12 protein-coding genes are annotated in these 16792 nt (G+C 58.0%); 7 read left to right on the forward strand and 5 right to left on the reverse strand.

Annotation, left to right across the window (positions count from 1 at the left end; all coding sequences use genetic code 11):
- Nucleotides 1-122 precede the first annotated feature (122 nt).
- Nucleotides 123-1337 carry a 1-acyl-sn-glycerol-3-phosphate acyltransferase gene (locus BMZ63_RS11010; protein WP_091705495.1) on the forward strand — a complete coding sequence of 405 codons (1215 nt, stop codon included), beginning with the start codon at nt 123-125 and terminating at the stop codon, nt 1335-1337.
- A gap of 1 nt (nt 1338) precedes the next feature.
- Here BMZ63_RS11010 and glgP read toward each other — a convergent pair whose 3' ends face one another.
- The 3 genes from glgP to glgB are packed head-to-tail and all read right to left on the reverse strand — an operon-like array spanning nt 1339 to nt 7260.
- Nucleotides 1339-3900, reverse strand: coding sequence for an alpha-glucan family phosphorylase (glgP, locus tag BMZ63_RS11015; RefSeq protein ID WP_091705496.1), 2562 nt, complete (start codon nt 3898-3900; stop codon nt 1339-1341).
- Nucleotides 3901-3919: 19 nt separating this feature from the next.
- The gene (gene glgA, locus BMZ63_RS11020) at nt 3920-5368 is read right to left on the reverse strand and encodes a glycogen synthase GlgA (protein ID WP_091705498.1); all 1449 of its coding nucleotides are present in this window, start codon (nt 5366-5368) and stop codon (nt 3920-3922) included.
- Nucleotides 5365-7260, reverse strand: a complete 1896-nt coding sequence (gene glgB / locus BMZ63_RS11025; RefSeq protein ID WP_091705500.1) for a 1,4-alpha-glucan branching protein GlgB — start codon at nt 7258-7260, stop codon at nt 5365-5367. Before glgB ends, glgA begins: the two co-directional genes overlap by 4 nt.
- A 74-nt stretch (nt 7261-7334) precedes the next feature.
- On the opposite strand from glgB, the gene glgC reads away from it, so the two are divergent.
- The 5 genes from glgC (at nt 7335) to BMZ63_RS11050 (ending at nt 13107) form a co-directional block, all read left to right on the forward strand.
- A complete protein-coding gene (gene glgC / locus BMZ63_RS11030) occupies nt 7335-8597 on the forward strand; it encodes a glucose-1-phosphate adenylyltransferase (RefSeq protein ID WP_091705502.1) in 1263 nt (420 codons plus the stop codon).
- A complete protein-coding gene (locus BMZ63_RS11035) occupies nt 8587-10326 on the forward strand; it encodes a glycoside hydrolase family 57 protein (RefSeq protein ID WP_091705504.1) in 1740 nt (579 codons plus the stop codon). The genes glgC and BMZ63_RS11035 overlap by 11 nt, the downstream gene beginning before the upstream one ends.
- A gap of 20 nt (nt 10327-10346) precedes the next feature.
- Complete coding sequence (malQ, locus tag BMZ63_RS11040) at nt 10347-11804, forward strand: 4-alpha-glucanotransferase (protein ID WP_244888396.1); 1458 nt, start codon at nt 10347-10349, stop codon at nt 11802-11804.
- Nucleotides 11805-11927: 123 nt separating this feature from the next.
- A complete protein-coding gene (locus BMZ63_RS11045) occupies nt 11928-12281 on the forward strand; it encodes a PilZ domain-containing protein (protein WP_091705508.1) in 354 nt (117 codons plus the stop codon).
- 55 nt (nt 12282-12336) lie between these two features.
- Nucleotides 12337-13107 carry an SDR family NAD(P)-dependent oxidoreductase gene (locus tag BMZ63_RS11050; protein ID WP_091705510.1) on the forward strand — a complete coding sequence of 257 codons (771 nt, stop codon included), beginning with the start codon at nt 12337-12339 and terminating at the stop codon, nt 13105-13107.
- Nucleotides 13108-13188: 81 nt separating this feature from the next.
- On the opposite strand, the gene BMZ63_RS11055 is transcribed toward BMZ63_RS11050, so the two are convergent.
- Both BMZ63_RS11055 and BMZ63_RS11060 read right to left on the reverse strand, forming a co-directional pair.
- Nucleotides 13189-14607, reverse strand: a complete 1419-nt coding sequence (locus tag BMZ63_RS11055) for a TrkH family potassium uptake protein (protein WP_091705511.1) — start codon at nt 14605-14607, stop codon at nt 13189-13191.
- Between the two features lie 267 nt (nt 14608-14874).
- Entirely contained in the window at nt 14875-15261 is a 387-nt protein-coding gene (locus BMZ63_RS11060; protein ID WP_091705513.1) for a hypothetical protein, read from the reverse strand.
- A gap of 270 nt (nt 15262-15531) precedes the next feature.
- On the opposite strand from BMZ63_RS11060, the gene BMZ63_RS11065 reads away from it, so the two are divergent.
- Complete coding sequence (locus BMZ63_RS11065; protein WP_091705648.1) at nt 15532-16788, forward strand: tyrosine-type recombinase/integrase; 1257 nt, start codon at nt 15532-15534, stop codon at nt 16786-16788.
- The last annotated feature ends 4 nt before the right edge of the window (nt 16789-16792 follow it).

Raw genomic sequence — 16792 nt, forward strand, 5'->3', positions numbered from 1 at the left:
GCCCCGGAGGCTTAACGGAACACCGCCAAGACTTAACGTCCTGTCAGGTAGAGGCAAAATGGCATGAGAAAGGATACAATACGGCCCCTTCATTACTATCAGGTACAATCAACAGGGCTTGCATGCAGGAATTTGACGCCATCCGACCCTATTCGGACGAGGAAACCGCCCCCACCATCCGGCGGCTGGTCAACGACCGTGAATTTCTGGATATGGTCGGTCGATTCAAGAGACCGACCCTGGCAAAATGGGCGCCGGCGCTTTTGCGGGTGTTCGTGCGCCGCTGGCTGCTCAGAAACTTCGGGCATTACCACCGGATTGATGACCTCCAGGCCGGGCTGTCTCCGTATATTGCCGAGCTGGTGGAGGGCTCCACCACCAAGGTAACCCAGACCGGGCTGGAAAATCTGAGCAAAACATCGGCACACCTGTTTATCTCCAATCACCGGGACATTGTGTGTGATCCGATGCTGTGCAATAACCAGCTGTTCCTGAATGGGTTCAGCACCACGCGGATTGCCATTGGCGACAACCTGCTGTCGAACCGGGTGTTTGCCGAAATTATGCGGCTGAACAAAAGTTTCGTGGTGCGCCGCAACATGACCAGCCCCAGGGAAATGCGGGATGCCTACCTGACCTTGTCCGGCTTTATCAATCACTGTATCGATACCAACCACAGTGTCTGGATTGCCCAGCGTGAAGGGCGGGCCAAAGATGGTATTGATGGCACGGACCCGGCCATTATCAAGATGTTCTACATGAGCCGGAAGAAGTCGGGCCTGGCGTTTGACGACGCGATGAACCGGCTGCACATTGTGCCGGTATCCATTGCCTATGAGTACGACCCCTGCGATATCGACAAGGCGCGGGAACTGGAAGTGCGCGCCCGTACCGGGGACTACCAGAAGGCCGAAGGCGAAGACACCGAACAGATCGTCAAGGGCATGACCGGGTTCAAGGGCCATGTGCATGTGCATTTCGGCACGCCGATCACCGATGCGCCGGACAATCCGAAGGAACTGGCCGCGCGCATTGATCACGAGATGCACGCCAACTATCACCTGCACGCCTCCAATCTGGCGGCCTTCCAGATGCGGGCGGAGCAGGCAGGGGATAACGCCAGCCTTGAGCAGGTCGCCCGGCATGTGGAACTGGCCGAGAAATGGTCGGAGGTGGACCTGGAGGCGGCAAGATCCGAGTTGACCCGTCGCATGGACCAGTGCAACCCGGAGTGCCGCTCCTATCTGCTGGACATGTACGCCAATCCGGTGGTCAATGCGCTCGCCGCCAACAAGGATAACGGTGAAACGCTGACCCCGACGCCTTCGGCAGACTGACCTACGCCCACAGCATGGCGCCCATCTCCAGCGGATGGGTGAGGGCGTCGTGGTAGGGGTAGGCGCGAATGCGCAGGGTTTGCAGGCCGGGATAGGGGGGCATGACACTGGTACTGAACAGTGTTTTCTTGCCCTTGTGCCCCGGTACGGGCTGCAGGTAGAAATGTTCCGGACCGGTTTCGCCATGAGTACCGGCGCATTCCACGGTGACCACGCATTCTACCCGCACATCCTCGGGTGCAAGGCCGTTCAGTTCCATTTCCACCGTCAGCTCGACTTCGTCATCCCATTTGCAGCGCTCCTGCACGCAACCATGTACCTGGATAGACACACCGTGCCAGGCACTTCTGATTTTTTCCTTCCACTGCGCCAGCTCCGAGGCCAGTTGGCCGTTGTTGGCCATGAGCCGGTGGCCCTGCTGCACGGCCGGCTGGTAATACCCGGACACGTAATCCATCACCATGCGCTGAGCATTGAAACGGGGCATGATGGTTTTCATGGACGCCTTCGAACGCGCCACCCAGCCTTCCGAATAGCCCTGTGCCGCCCGGCTGTAGTACAGGGGAATCACTTCGTGCTCCAGCAGGTCCAGTAAATCCCGGGCCTCCTCGCGATTACGGAATTCCTGGTCCAGTTCGGTGGCACGGGGAGTAATGGCCCAGCCATTTGAGCCGTCGTAGCCTTCGCCCCACCAGCCATCCATCACGCTCAGGTTGACGGCGCCGTTCATGGCGGCTTTTTCGCCGGAGGTACCGCTGGCTTCTTTCGGATATTCCGGCGTGTTCAGCCAGACATCCACGCCGCTCAATAACCGGCGTGCCATGGCCTGGTCATAGTCTTCCAGCAGAATAATATGGCCCATCAGCGACGGCCGCATGGACAGGTCGTGAATGACTTTAATCAGTTGCTGGCCGGGGTTGTCCTGTGGGTGTGCCTTGCCGGCGAAAACCAGCACCACCGGGCGTTCCGGATTGGTCAGCAGTTGCTCAAGCCGGGGCAGGTCGGAAAAAATGAGGGTCGCGCGCTTATAGGTGGCAAAGCGCCGGGCGAAGCCCACCACCATCACGTCTTTTTCCAGCGAGGTCAGCTTTTCGGTCATCCGCTTGGTTACCGAGTAGCCGGTACCATTGCGTTCGTGCTGGCGCCGCAGACGCTCCACGGTGAACTCGGCCATTTGCTGTTTCAGGGTCTTGTGGATACTCCAGAAGTGAAAATCGGGAATTTTGTCGACAAATTCCCAGAACTCCGGATTTCTCAGCTCGCTTTTCCAGTTGGGTGCCTGAATATCGAACAGGCTGGACCATTCCGGAGCGACAAAAGTTGCCACATGAACCCCGTTGGTAATGTAACCGATGGGGTTTTCCTGTGGCAGCACCTGCGGCCAGATGTCGGCTTCCATTTGCGAAGCAACGCCACCATGGATTCGGCTGACACCATTGTGAAACCTTGAGCCGCGCAGCCCGAGGCTGGTCATGTTGAAGGTGCCGCCGTTGTTGTGCCTACCGCCCAGGGCGAATACCCGGTCAAACTCCAGGCCAGAGGCTTCCAGATAAGGCCCCAGGGCCTCCATCATCAATTCCTTCGGGAAGATGTCGTGTCCCGCCGGTACCGGCGTATGGGTGGTAAACAGGGTGCAGGCCGCCACCGCCTCCAGCGCCGCTTCGAAGGAAAGGCCGGTGGCCACCATGGTCTGGCTGCAGCGTTCCAGAATCTGGAAAGCGGCGTGCCCCTCGTTGATGTGCCAGGCGGTGGGCTCTATGCCCAGAGCGGCAAGCACCCGGGTGCCGCCGATGCCCAGCAACATTTCCTGGCTGATGCGGGTCCGTGAATCCCCGCCATACAGTTGCAGGGTAAGCGCCTGGTCCTCCTCGCTGTTTTCCGGGGTATCGGAATCCAGCAGGTAAAGGCGAATGTGGCCCACTTTTGCCTGCCACACCCGGGCAAAGACATCCCGGCCGGGGAAGGGGACGGAGATGATCAGCGGCTGGCCATCGGATTCGACCAGGGTAATCGGCAGCTCATCACTGGAATGGCTTTTGTAACGGGCAACCTGTTGCCCCTGGGCATCAATGGTCTGGATGAAATAACCCTGCCGGTACAGCAGCCCCACCGCGACAAATGGCAGGCTCAGATCACTGGCGGCCTTGCAGTGGTCGCCGGCCAGGATACCCAGGCCGCCTGAATAAATGGGAAAACTCTCGTGGAAGCCGAATTCGGCGCAGAAATAGGCAACCAGGCTGGTTTCCGGGTCCAGTTTTTCGAGAACCTCACTGCCCGGTTCGGCCTCGACATAGGCATCGTAGTTGGACAGTACCCGACGGTATTCGCTCAGGTAGGCCGGGTTCTCGGCCGCTTCGTCCAACTGGCTCTGGGCGACCCGGCGCAGGAACAGCTTCGGGTTGTGCTCAACCTTCTGCCACAGGGGCAGGTCGATGCGGGCGTATAAACCGCGAACGCTGTGGTCCCAGCTGTAGAACAGATCGTTGGCGAGTTCTTCCAGGCGGGCAATTGCCTCTGGAATGTGCGGGTGGGCTTCAAGCCGGAACCGGGTTGCCTTGTGCATTCTTATGACCTCCCTGTGGTCATTGATCACTCATCAGTGTGCGGTAAAGTGCCAGATAGTCACCGGCCCGGCCGTTCCAGGAATAGTCAGCCTGCATGCCGGTTTTCTGGAGCTGGCGCCAGCTGTCCGGGTGTTGCCTCGTTGCCAGTGCACGTTCGGTCACCGCAAGAAGGGCTGCCGGGCCGGGCTTTCGGAATACAAAACCATTGGCTTTGCCCGGCGGGGCTTCGGTGGGATCGAAAACGGTGTCGTTCAGTCCCCCCACGCCATGCACCACGGGCAAGGTGCCGTAACGCAGGCTGTACATCTGGTTCAGCCCGCAGGGTTCGAATTTCGAGGGCATCAGGAACAGATCGGCCCCGGCGGTGATGCGGTGTGCCAGTGCCTCGTCATAGCCCAGGGTCAGTGATAACTGCCCGGGCCAGTCACGAGCCAGTGCCTGCAGGGGTTGCTGGTAGCGGGCCTCGCCGGAGCCGAGCAGGGCAAACTGGCAGCCGCGCTTCAGCAGATGGGGAAGAATTTCCAGCAACCAGTCCAGGCCTTTCTGTTCAACCAGACGACCCACAAATCCCAGCAGCGGTGCGGAGCCGGTGTTCAGGCCCAGTTCAGCCTGCAAGGCGGACCGGCACCGGGCCTTTCCGTCCAGTTCCCCGGCACTGTAGTGGTGGGGCAGGCAGGTATCCTGATTCGGGTCCCAGACTCGGGCATCAATACCATTGAGTATGCCGGTGAGCCGGTCCGACCGGTGCCGAAGCAGGCCGTCCAGACCGTAACCCAGGACTGGTGTCTGAATCTCCCGCGCGTAAGTCGGGCTGACAGTGGTGACGGCGTCGGCATAGACCAGCCCACCCTTGATGAAGGATAACCGGCCGTGGAATTCCAGGCGTTCGAAGTGCCAGAGTGAATCCGGCAGCGCCAAGGCACGGAAGGTTTCATGGGGAAAAAGCCCCTGATACGCCAGGTTGTGGATGGTGAACACGGTTGCGGGCGGGTCTGGATTCTCCCTGAGAAAGACCGGAACCAGGCCGGTTTGCCAGTCATTGCAATGGACCACATCCGGTTGCCAGGAAAGATTCAGTTGCCCCAGTGCCAGCATTGCGCAGGTACGGGCGAACAGCTGAAAGCGATGGGCGTTGTCCCACCAGTCCTGGCCGTGCTCATCCTGGTAGGGACTGTCGCCGTGGCGATCAAACAGCACCGGGCAATCCACCAGCCAGAGGGTGACCGGCGTACCGGGCAGGGTCGTTTTCCAGAGTGTGACGTCGTACTGGCCCTGGCGAAAGCAGGCCAGAGCGGTGGCGTTGTTTTCCCGAGCCACCGCCATTGCCCGGGGATAACCGGGCAGGATGATCTGGCAGTCATGGCCCGCCCGGCACAGGGCCTCGGGCAGACTGGCCGAGACATCCGCAAGGCCACCGGTTTTGACCAGCGGAAACACTTCACTGGTGGCAAACAGGATACGCATCATGAGGCCACTCCCAGAATCACCAGCCCCAACGGCGGTAACGTCAGTTCCACGGAATGTTGGCGGCCCATCCAGGGTTGGTCGCTGGCCTGCAATTCCAGCGGGTTGCCGACATCACTGCCGCCGTAATAAGTGGAGTCAGAGTTGAACCATTCCCGCCAACGGCCACCGGCCGGCAGGCCTATGCGGTATTGCCGCCGGGGCACGGGGGTGAAGTTCGCGATAATCACGCACTGTTGATCGGCCTCCGGGCCGCCTTTGCGCAAATAGCTGACCACCGATTGGGTCGAATCATGGCAGTCAATCCATTCGAAGCCCGCCCTGCTGAAGTTCTGGCCGTGCAGCGCGGCTTTGTTCCGGTAAAGGTGGTTCAGATCCCGTACCAGTTTCCGGATTCCCTCGTGCTCCGGGTACTGCAGCAGTGACCAGTCCAGCTCCCGTTTTTCACTCCATTCCCGGCGTTGGCCAAATTCGCCGCCCATGAATAACAGTTTGGCTCCGGGATAGGTGTACATGTAACTCAATAACAGTCGCAGGGAAGCCCTCTGCTGCCACTCGTCGCCCGGCATTTTCTGGATCAGGCTGGACTTGCCATGCACCACTTCATCGTGAGACAGGGGCAGGAGAAAGTTTTCCGAAAAGGCATACATCAGGCCGAACGTCAGCTTGTCGTGGTGGTACTGCCGATACACCGGGTTTTGTTGCAGGTAGTCCAGCGTGTCGTGCATCCACCCCATGTTCCACTTGAGGTTGAATCCCAGCCCCCCGATTTCCGGTGGGCGAGTGACCTGCGGCCAGGAGGTGGACTCCTCGGCCATCATCAGGACCCCCGGGAACCGGCTTTGGCAGACCCGGTTCAGCTCTTTGAGAAAGTCGATGGCCTCAAGGTTTTCATTGCCACCGTATTCGTTGGGCAGCCATTCTTCTTCGTTGCGCGAGTAATCCAGGTAGAGCATCGAGGCCACCGCATCCACCCGCAGCCCGTCAATGTGGTAGGCGTCCAGCCAGAACAGGGCGCTGCCAATAAGAAAATTGCGCACCTCGTGCCGACCGTAATTGTAGATCAGCGTGTCCCAGTCCTTGTGACGGCCGCGCCTCGGGTCCTCGTGCTCGTAGAGGGCGGTGCCATCAAAGCGGGCAAGGGCATGCTCGTCGTCGGGAAAGTGCGCCGGCACCCAGTCCAGAATCACCCCGATGCCGTTCTGATGGCACTGGTCCACCAGGTAACGCAGGTCATCCGGACCGCCGTAACGGCTGGTGGGCGCATAATAGCCGGTGGTCTGGTAGCCCCAGCTCTCGTCCAGCGGGTGTTCGGTCAGTGGCATGAGTTCAATGTGGGTGAAACCGGCGTCCTGCACGTAGGGGATCAGCTGTTCGGCCAGCTCCCGGTAGGTCAGCCAGCGGCCGGAGCCATGGTGACGCCAGGAACCCGGGTGCACTTCGTAGATGGCGATAGGGCTGTGCAACCAGTCGAACTGGTGGCGCCGGCTCAGCCACCGGCCATCCCCCCAGGCGTAGGCCTTTCGTTCAATCACGCGGGCTGCGGTGGCGGGCCTTTGCTCAAATGCCTGTCCGTAGGGATCGGTCTTGATCAGGTATTCACCGGCGGCGGTGGTAATCGCAAACTTGTAAAGGGAGCCTGGCTGTGCGCCCTGGGCAAACAGTGCCCAGACACCGCTGTGCCCCTGTCGCTCCAGGGCATGACTGTCGGCATCCCAGCCGTTGAAATCCCCCATGACATTAACGGCCCGGGCATTGGGTGCCCAGACCGCAAAACGCACCCCCTCTGAACCATCACAGCGCATTGGGTGTGCCCCCATCACGTTGTAGATGTGCCAGTGGCGGCCTTCAGAAAAAAGGTCCAGATCAAACGCGTTCAGGAGCGGGCTGGGCATGGGTTCACGCTATAGCAATGTTCGGAAAATAACCTAAGCTAAGTCTATGTCAAAATCGAATGGAAGCCAGAACAATGCATACCACCAAGCGTTTTGTCAGCCGCATGACCCGGCAAACTCTCGCTCTGGTGCTGGCCGGAGGCAGGGGAAGCCGGCTGCACGACCTGACCAAATGGCGGGCCAAGCCGGCCGTGCCGTTTGGCGGTAAATTCCGCATTATTGATTTTCCACTCTCCAACTGCGTGAACTCGGGCATCAGCCAGGTAGGCGTCATCACACAGTATAAATCCCACTCGCTGATGCGCCACATTCAACGCGGCTGGGGCTTTCTGCGGGGTGAGTTCGGGGAATTTGTCGAACTGTTGCCCGCCCAGCAACGTATTGAGACCTCCTGGTATGTGGGCACGGCCAATGCGGTGCTGCAGAATCTGGACATTGTCCGCAGCCACAATCCCGAATACGTGCTCATTCTGGCCGGTGATCATGTTTACAAGATGGATTATGGCACCATGCTCGCGGCACATGTGGAGTGTGAGGCGGATGTCACCATTGGCTGCATCGAGGTCCCCCTGGAGGAGGCATCGGCCTTCGGGGTGATGTCGGTGGATGATCACCTGCGCATTACCGAATTCGAGGAAAAACCCGCCAGCCCGAAACCCATGCCCGGCCAGCCTGACAAAGCGCTCGCTTCGATGGGCATTTACGTCTTCAACAGCCAGACTCTGTTTGACGAGCTGATCCGGGACCATGATCTGGAAAACTCGTCCCACGATTTCGGCAAGGACATCATTCCGTCGATCATTAAACGCTTGCGGGTGTGCGCCTTCCCGTTCCGGGACCCGACCAGTAACAAGGTGGCTTATTGGCGGGATGTGGGCACGATCGACTCGCTCTGGCAGGCCAACATGGAGCTGATCGATGTCAGCCCGGAACTGAACCTGTATGACCTGCACTGGCCCATCTGGACCTATCAGGAGCAGTTGCCGCCGGCCAAGTTCATTTTTGCCGACAAGGACCGGTGTGGCACAGCCGTGGATTCGATGGTGGCCGGTGGCTGCATTGTGTCCGGATCAAAGGTCCGGCATTCACTGCTGTTCTCCCAGGTGCATGTGCATTCCTACAGCACCGTGGAAGACACCGTGGTGTTCCCGGATGTGGAAATCGGCCGGGACTGCCACATCCGCAATGCACTCATTGACCGGGGGTGTCGCATTCCACCGGGTACCCGCATCGGCTTCGACCACGAAAAGGACGCCCAACGTTTCCACGTATCGCCCAAGGGCATTGTGCTTGTCACCCCGGAGATGCTGGGGCAGGACTATCCCCATGGTCTCTGACACTGTCCAGGGCCCGGCGCCCGATACACACACACCGGTGGTTTTCTGCTGGCACATGCACCAACCAGACTACCGGGACCACAGCACCGGTGAATTCCTGTTCCCCTGGGTGTACCTGCACTGCATCAAGGATTATGTGGATATGGCCGCGCACCTGGAGGCGCACCCGGAAGCCAGGGCGGTGGTGAATTTTTCGCCCATTTTGCTGGAGCAGATTGAAGACTATCTGGTGCAGATAGAACGCTGGCGCCATGGCGGTACTGTTATCAGTGATCCGGTATTGGCCGCCCTGGTGGCTGACACTCTGCCGGAGCCAGGTTCAACCGCCTTTCTGACCTTGATGGACAAGTGTCTGAGGGCCAATCCTGAGCGTATTATCGGCCGTTTTGCCGCATTTCAAAGGCTGGCTGAACTGGCGGAAATCTACCGAAGCCGACCGGACATTCAGCGTTATCTCTCCCGCCAGTTTCTCGCCGACCTGGTGGTCTGGTATCACCTGGGCTGGATTGGCGAAACGGTTCGCCGGAGCCATCCCATAATCCGAAGCCTGCAAGAAAAATCCCATGACTATTCCCTCGAGGATCGGCGGAGCCTGTTTGATGTGATCGCGGAGCTGATTGCCGGCATTGGCCCGCGTTACCGGCATCTGGCCGATGCGGGGCAGGTGGAACTGGCCATGAACCCCTGGGGGCACCCCATTGTTCCATTATTGCTGGACCTGCAATCGGTTAAAGAAACACTGCCGGAGGCACCATTACCTCAATACAGCCAGTACCCGGGCGGTCAGCAGCGTGCCCGATGGCACCTGGAGGAGGGCAAACGGGTGTTCAACCGGTTTTTCTGCCGGGAACCGGTCGGCTGCTGGGCCTCGGAAGGCGCCCTGAGCCAGCAAACCTTGGCGCTACTGGGCGAACAGGGGTTCCAGTGGACCGCCAGTGGCGATTCCGTGCTTCATAACAGTGTGAAGCCCGTGCTGGAGCAGAAAAAGCTGCGCGCTCCCCCGGGTATACACAGGCCCTATAGTTTTGGTGATGCGCCCATAACGGTATTTTTCCGGGATGACGGGTTGTCGGACCTGATCGGCTTCAGCTATGCAGACTGGCATGCCAAAGACGCGGTGGGCGATCTGGTGCACCACATGGAAAAAATTGTGATGAACACCGGTGACCAGGCCAATCGCGTGATTTCAGTGATTCTCGATGGCGAAAATGCCTGGGAATATTTCCCGGAAAACGGTTACCACTTCCTGGACGAGCTCTACGGCGTACTGGCCGATCACCCGCACTTGCGCCTGAGCACCTACCAGGCCGTGCTTGCCGAACCCCGGTGTAAACCGGAGCATTTACCACACCTGGTCGCGGGCAGCTGGATTTACGGTACGTTTTCCACCTGGATTGGTGACAGGGACACCAACCGGGCCTGGGACCTGCTGTGTGAAGCCAAACAGCATTACGACAAAGCCATGGACAACGGCACCCTGAGTACCGAACAAAAGGTTCTGGCCAGCCGGCAACTGGGTTTGTGTGAGAGTTCAGACTGGTTCTGGTGGTTTGGCGATTACAACCCGGCCGAGGTCGTGCGGGACTTCGAACATCTTTACCGGCGTCATCTGGTCAATCTCTACGAGGCCATTGGCTACCAGCCACCGGCCAGCCTGTTCCAGCCCTTGAGCCAGGGCGGCGGCGCGCCCGCGAGAGGTGGCGCCATGCGCCCGGGCCATGAAGCATGAAGCCGTTGGAGGCCCGGCCTGTGCTCAATCGACGCCGGGCCGGTGTCCTGTTGCATCCGACCGCACTGCCCGGACATCATGGCAAACTTGGCGAATCGGCCCGGGCGTTCGTGGACTTTTTGCAACACACAGGCATGACCGTTTGGCAGACCCTGCCCATTGGTCCGACCCATACGGACCTGTCCCCTTACCAGGCGCTTTCGGCGCACGCGGGCAACCCGGACCTCATTGATCTTGAGGAACTGGTACCGTGCGGTCTGTTACTGACCGAAGAGGTGGCAGCCGATAGCCGCCAGGCCCTCCTGAGAAAGGCCGCTCAGCGATTTTTGTCCGGCCATTACCAGAAATGCACCCTGGCCAACCCGGACGACTGGCACCATTTTCTGGATCGGCATCAGTCCTGGCTGGACGATTTTGCCTTGTTCAAGGCAATTCATGACAGCCAGCCCACTGTCAGCTGGCCCCAATGGCCGCTGCCCCTTCGCAATCGCGAGCCGGAGGCGTTAGCACAGGCCCGCGCACGGGCCGGTGACCGGATACTGGAAATCCAGTTTGCCCAGTTCCTGTTTTTCAGCCAGTGGCATGCATTGCGCCAGTACGCCCGTGACCGGGGCGTACTGATGTTTGGCGATATTCCTATTTTTGTTGCCCATGACAGCGCGGATGTCTGGGCACATCCCGGCCTTTTCAAGTTGTCTGAAACAACCGGCGAGCCGCGGTTTGTCGCCGGTGTGCCACCGGATTATTTCTCGCCAGACGGCCAGCACTGGGGAAACCCGGTCTACGACTGGCCGGCCATGGCGGCCGACAACTACCGATGGTGGGTAGGGCGGCTGGCCAGTCAGCGGGAGACATTCGACCTGCTGCGCATTGATCACTTCCGTGGATTCCAGCATTACTGGGAGATACCGGCGGCTGACCCCAGGCCCGTTAATGGCTACTGGGTTGCAGGCCCCGGTGAACGCTTTCTAAAGACGTGCCTGAGTGAGTTGCCGGATCTGCCGCTGGTCGCTGAAAACCTGGGGCTGATCAGTGACGACGTTGAGCAGCTCCGGCACCGCCTGGGACTGCCCGGCATGACTGTGTTGCAGTTTGGCTTTGATGGCAGCCCGAGCAATCCGCACCTGTTGCACAATCATCGTCCCGGGGATCTGGTTTATACCGGTACCCATGACAACGACACCACTCTGGGCTGGTACCGAAGCCTGAATGAACACACCCGGCACTATCTGCACCGTTATCTGGGCCTGCCTGACCCATGCAGTGACATGCCCTGGCCAGTCATTCGGGCTGCCATGGCTTCCGTGTGCAAATTGGCGATTGTGCCACTTCAGGACTTGCTCGGCCTTGGGTCCGAGGCCCGGTTCAATACCCCGGGGACCCAGCAAAACAACTGGTTATGGCAGGTTGACAGACATGCTCTTAACCAGGTGGATACGGAAAAAATAAAGGAACTGGTGAAACTTTACGGGCGCTGACTAAACTTTAACCAGCATTTGACCTCAATCAACTTGATCAAAAATCACACAGGCTATAAAAAGGCAGATACCGGCGATCATCGCCATGCCACGATCATTGATCCCATGAAGGAAGGAGTCGTTATGGAACACCGGCAAAGCCCGAGAATAGAAGGGCAGTTACCGATACTTGTGTACAAGAAAGGTCTGCCGGTGGGCACCGGGCAAATCCAGGATGCGTCACGCCGTGGCGTGTTCATAAAAACCGATTACCGGGATGTCCGGTTGAACCAGCCTTTGCAGCTTGCCTTTCGCCTGCCAGAACCCACCGACAGTCAACGCACCCTGACCGGTCATGTTGTCCGCCACTCGGAGCACGGATTTGGTCTGGATTTTGATGGCGCCGACAATGATCATCAGGCCATTTTTGAGCTTATTCTGTGGTTGAACGGACATGGTCCCGACCCCACGGATACTGGCAGGAACCATTTACACTGAACGGGCCGTCACCCGTACGCCCAATACATTTGACGGAACATGCAAGGAGATCGTTATGGACAGACTGGCAGGTAAGGTAGCAGCAGTAACCGGTGGAACCCTGGGCATTGGCAAGGCGACGGTAGAGCGGATGCTGGAAGAGGGCGCGGCCGTCGGAATTCTCGATATTCTGGACGACGAAGGAAAAGCACTGGTCACCGAACTGGGCGCCAAAGGCTACAAGGTGGACTACTGGCACTGTGATGTGGCGGATGAAGCCCAGGTAAAAGCAGCGTTCGATGGCGTGGCAGAGCGTTTCGGCAAGCTTGACGTGGTGGTGAATAACGCGGGCATTGCCGGCGCCAACAAGCCAACAGATCAACTGACCGAGGAAGAATGGGATCTGGTTCAGGACGTGAACGTGAAAGGGGTTTTCTTCTGCACCAAGCACGCCATTCCACACATGAGAAAGGCTGGCAGCGGCAGCATTATCAACCTGTCATCCATTTATGGCCTGGTCAGTGCGCCGGATATTCCACCCTATCATGCCTCCAAGGGTGCGGTGCGCCTGATGACCAAAACCGATGCCATGACTTATGCCAAGGAACGCATACGCGTGAACTCCGTTCATCCCGGCTTTATCTGGACACCGCTGGTGGAAAAACACCTGCAAAGCAGTGGGCAGGATCTCGAGGCAGCAAAGCAGGCGACCGCTGATCTGCACCCGGTCGGGCACATGGGCGAGCCGGATGACATCGCCTGGGGTATCGTGTACCTGGCATCAGACGAATCCAAGTTCGTCACCGGCAGCGAGCTGGTTATTGATGGCGGGTACACCGCCCACTGACAGCGCTATTGGCGGAAAAACCCAATAAAAAAGCCGGCCTCGGGAACCCCGAAGGCCGGCTTTTTTCATTCAGGCTGAGGGTCAATGGCGCCAGAACGCCGGCGACAGAACAATCACCACGCTCAGAACTTCCAGCCGCCCCATCAGCATCCCCACCGACAGGATCCACTTGGCCGCATCCGGCAATGGGCCGAAGTTGCCGGCCGGACCAATAATTTCACCCAACCCCGGACCCACGTTGGTCAGCGAGGTGAGAGCGCCCGACAGGGCCGTAACAAAATCGAGCTGGAGCGAAGCCAGCAGCACGGTGATGATCAGCAGGCACAGCAGGAAGATAAAGGTGTAAGCAATCATGGATGAGATGATTTCATCACTGACCGCCCGGCCGTTGTAGTTACGGGTAAACACCGCGCGCGGGTGCAGCAGGCGCATCAACTGCTCACGCAGGATGATCAACGACAACTGAAACCGGAAGATTTTCATGCCACCGGCGGTTGAGCCGGAACAGCCACCGACAAACATCAGAAAGAAAAACACCACAAACGCAAGCGGACCCCAGGCGGAGTAATCCTCGGACGCATAGCCGGTGGTGGTGACCACTGAGGTGATGTTGAACAGAGTGATGGCGTAATTATGCAGCAAATCAAAGTGTACCGGTGACACCCACCAGCGGTAGATCGTCATCAGTGCCGGCACCACCAGCAAAATCGCCAGGAACAGGCGGACCTGCTTGTCCCTGAACAGGACACCGTGTTGGCCGTGCATTTCCCGAACAAACAGGAAAAACGGCAAACTGCCTATGATCATGAAGAAAGTGGCTTCCATCAGGATCAGATCACTGAACTTGCCCATGGACTGGTCTGAGGTGGAGAAACCACCGGTGGCGATGCTGGTGAGGCCGTGATTAAAGGCATCAAACAGAGTCATTCCGGATAGCCGGTAAGTGACCACGGCGATAATGCTGAAGATCAGGTACACGAAAAGCAGGCCCCGGCTGAGGGTTTTCATCCTGGGCAGACCTTTTTCCGTCCATTCCGACGATTCCGTGGCGAACAGACGCATACCACCCACGCGCAGGAACGGCAGCACCGCGACGAACATGCCGATAATCCCGATACCACCCAGCCACTGCAGAATCGAGCGCCATAAAAGAAGGTCACGGTCCATGGAATCCAGGCCACTGAGTACGGTTGCACCGGTGGTCGTAATACCGGATGTGCCTTCAAACACCGCATCAACAAACGAAATGTCGTTATCGCTCAGGTAAAAAGGCAGGGAGGCGAACAGCGAGATAATGAACCAGCTGGAGACGGTGAGCACGAACATGTAACGGGGTTTGAGTTCATCGGAATTTTTATAGGTCAACAACAACCCGAAGATACCGAGGCCACAGACAATGGCGGCGGATTCGGCAAACGCCATGTAATTGGGCGCGCCGGAAGGGTCGCCCAATAAAAGCAGTGCCGGCAGTGTCATGAACATGCTGAGCAGTACGAACATGGCACTGATAATAAAAACGACAGGAGTCAGGTTTCTCAAGGTATGCGCCCGGATCAGCCTCTAGGAAGAAACCGCGTCAGGATACTCGCGGGCGAGGGCTTCCGCAACAAAGGTGCGCGCGGGGATGAGCCAGATCAGTTGGTGGGATATCAAAGCCATACCGTATTTAACATAATATACATTATGCGCAGTCATGCTAATCAGTGATGCAGAAAAAAGGGCTGTTGATTTGGGATTGTGATGAACGCCAGCTCAAACAGGAAGGTTTCATAAATGCGGGTCAACCGCCTTCAGCAAGGCCACTTCAGGATCAGGGATACGCAACACACCACTCTCTATTTCCGTGACCACGGTAAACCGCGAGACAACGTGCCCGGCAATCACGATTTCCATGGGCTTTGATTGGTGGCTCCGGGTAATGTCGCTGAGCCGATCCCTGCCTTCTGCATTCAGAAGCACGTGAAGTTCTCCGGCGTCTGACAGTTCCGCTTTTTGGATTTGCGCCAGCGGTAAGGAAAACGTGACAACCTCCGGGTGTGATTCCTTGAAAAGCTGCTCTGTCTGATTTTGTGCGATTGCTGCGAGCGGAAAAAACAGCACGAAAGCCAGACCAATGGAGCCGTAACGCAATTGTCGGAGGTTGTTTATCGGCATTATTTACTCTCAAGTCCATGAATCAGCACCGGCGCCTGGAAATTCTGGCAGCCATTATTATTGAAGCAGATTCGCCAAGGCGGCCATAAAAGTAGCGGGTATTCTGCATTCCCTGCAATGTCCAATATTTAGGAGTATTGGACATATAGGACACTGCCTCAGGAAGTTGTGGAGCGAATCGCATCATACCCCTGGCGTTATCACTCATTATGTGTGACAGTTTCATTTGGAAAACCCTTAATCATCAATATCTTCAGGCCATCTTTGAACGTGAATACTCAATTCCCTGGCTTTCCGGTTTTTGACACCGCAGATCGACTGCCGGATCAATCCGACCTGGCTCTTTATCCTGACCTTGAGCGTCGCCTGGAGTCGCTGGATATCGATGCCGAGTATATCCGGGAAGATTTCGGGATAGCACTGCGCTTTCTGGAAAAATACAGTGATGTCTCTGGCACGTTCAGTCGTTTTCGTTGTGAAATTCAACGTTTTCTCAACTATACGTGGTTGATCGCCAAACGACACCTGTCGCAGATTGACGGCGAACTGGTCTCCCGCTATTTCGCTTTTTTGAAGACGCCGCCCAAATCCTGGGTATCCCATGGCATTTATCCGGCGTTTACCGGCACGGGTGACCGGCGGCAAATCAACCCGCTCTGGCGCCCGATGGCGTTACGCAGCCGGCAGGACTCTGCGCCCTACTCCATCAGCCAGGCCAGCCTGAATGCCAGCAGAACTGCGCTGCAGACCTTCTTCAAGTACCTGATGGCGCGCGATTATCTGGCCAGAGATCCATTTCTGGAGGTGCGCAAGCGTGATGGCAAGGCTCGTCCCAAACTGGTAGATCAGGATGCCGAGGTGCGCCGCTTGACGGACTGGCAATGGTCGTTTCTGCTGGAAACCCTCACCGAACTGGCCAGCGAGGATGAACGCTACGAACGGCATCTGTTTGTCATCGTCACCATGAAAAGCCTGTTTCTGCGGGTCAGTGAGCTGGCACCCCGACCGGTGGATCAGGGCCGGATTCGAACACCCTCGTTCGGGGACTTCCGGCGCACCGTTGTCGATGGCGAGCCTTACTGGGTGTACTCGGTATTTGGCAAGGGCGACAAGGCCCGGCAGGTTACCCTGCCTGACGCCTATCTGCCTTACCTGAAACGCTGGCGTGAATACCTGGGCCTATCTCCCCTGCCGGTCACGGGCGAATCGGCCGCGATTCTGCCGTCAAAAAAGGGTGATGCTATCGGTAAGCGCCAGGTGCAGCGCATTTACGAACAGGCCATGGTCGCCACGGCCGGGCGCATGGAGGACCATGGCTTTGCTGATGAAGCCAAACAGCTGCTGGCCATTCGCTCGGAAACCCACTATCTGCGCCATACCGGCGCCAGCCAGGCCATTGAGGCGGGCGGCGATATTCGCCACATCAGTGAGGAACTGGGCCATGCCAATGCCACCGTCACGGAGTCGGTTTATGTGAATGCCGAACAAGCCAGAAGGCGCTCCGAAGGCCGGCGCCGGCAGGTTTAATACA

The sequence above is a fragment of the Marinobacter persicus genome, assembly GCF_900114155.1.
Lineage (GTDB): Bacteria > Pseudomonadota > Gammaproteobacteria > Pseudomonadales > Oleiphilaceae > Marinobacter > Marinobacter persicus.

What these genes read in the sequence shown, in the direction of transcription:
- BMZ63_RS11010 (WP_091705495.1), top strand. Translation starts at nt 123, where the DNA reads ATGCAGGAATTTGACGCCATCCGACCCTATTCGGACGAGGAAACCGCC.
- glgP (WP_091705496.1), bottom strand. Translation starts at nt 3,900, where the DNA reads ATGCACAAGGCAACCCGGTTCCGGCTTGAAGCCCACCCGCACATTCCA.
- glgA (WP_091705498.1), bottom strand. Translation starts at nt 5,368, where the DNA reads ATGATGCGTATCCTGTTTGCCACCAGTGAAGTGTTTCCGCTGGTCAAA.
- glgB (WP_091705500.1), bottom strand. Translation starts at nt 7,260, where the DNA reads ATGCCCAGCCCGCTCCTGAACGCGTTTGATCTGGACCTTTTTTCTGAA.
- glgC (WP_091705502.1), top strand. Translation starts at nt 7,335, where the DNA reads ATGCATACCACCAAGCGTTTTGTCAGCCGCATGACCCGGCAAACTCTC.
- BMZ63_RS11035 (WP_091705504.1), top strand. Translation starts at nt 8,587, where the DNA reads ATGGTCTCTGACACTGTCCAGGGCCCGGCGCCCGATACACACACACCG.
- BMZ63_RS11045 (WP_091705508.1), top strand. Translation starts at nt 11,928, where the DNA reads ATGGAACACCGGCAAAGCCCGAGAATAGAAGGGCAGTTACCGATACTT.
- BMZ63_RS11050 (WP_091705510.1), top strand. Translation starts at nt 12,337, where the DNA reads ATGGACAGACTGGCAGGTAAGGTAGCAGCAGTAACCGGTGGAACCCTG.
- BMZ63_RS11055 (WP_091705511.1), bottom strand. Translation starts at nt 14,607, where the DNA reads ATGTTCGTACTGCTCAGCATGTTCATGACACTGCCGGCACTGCTTTTA.
- BMZ63_RS11060 (WP_091705513.1), bottom strand. Translation starts at nt 15,261, where the DNA reads ATGCCGATAAACAACCTCCGACAATTGCGTTACGGCTCCATTGGTCTG.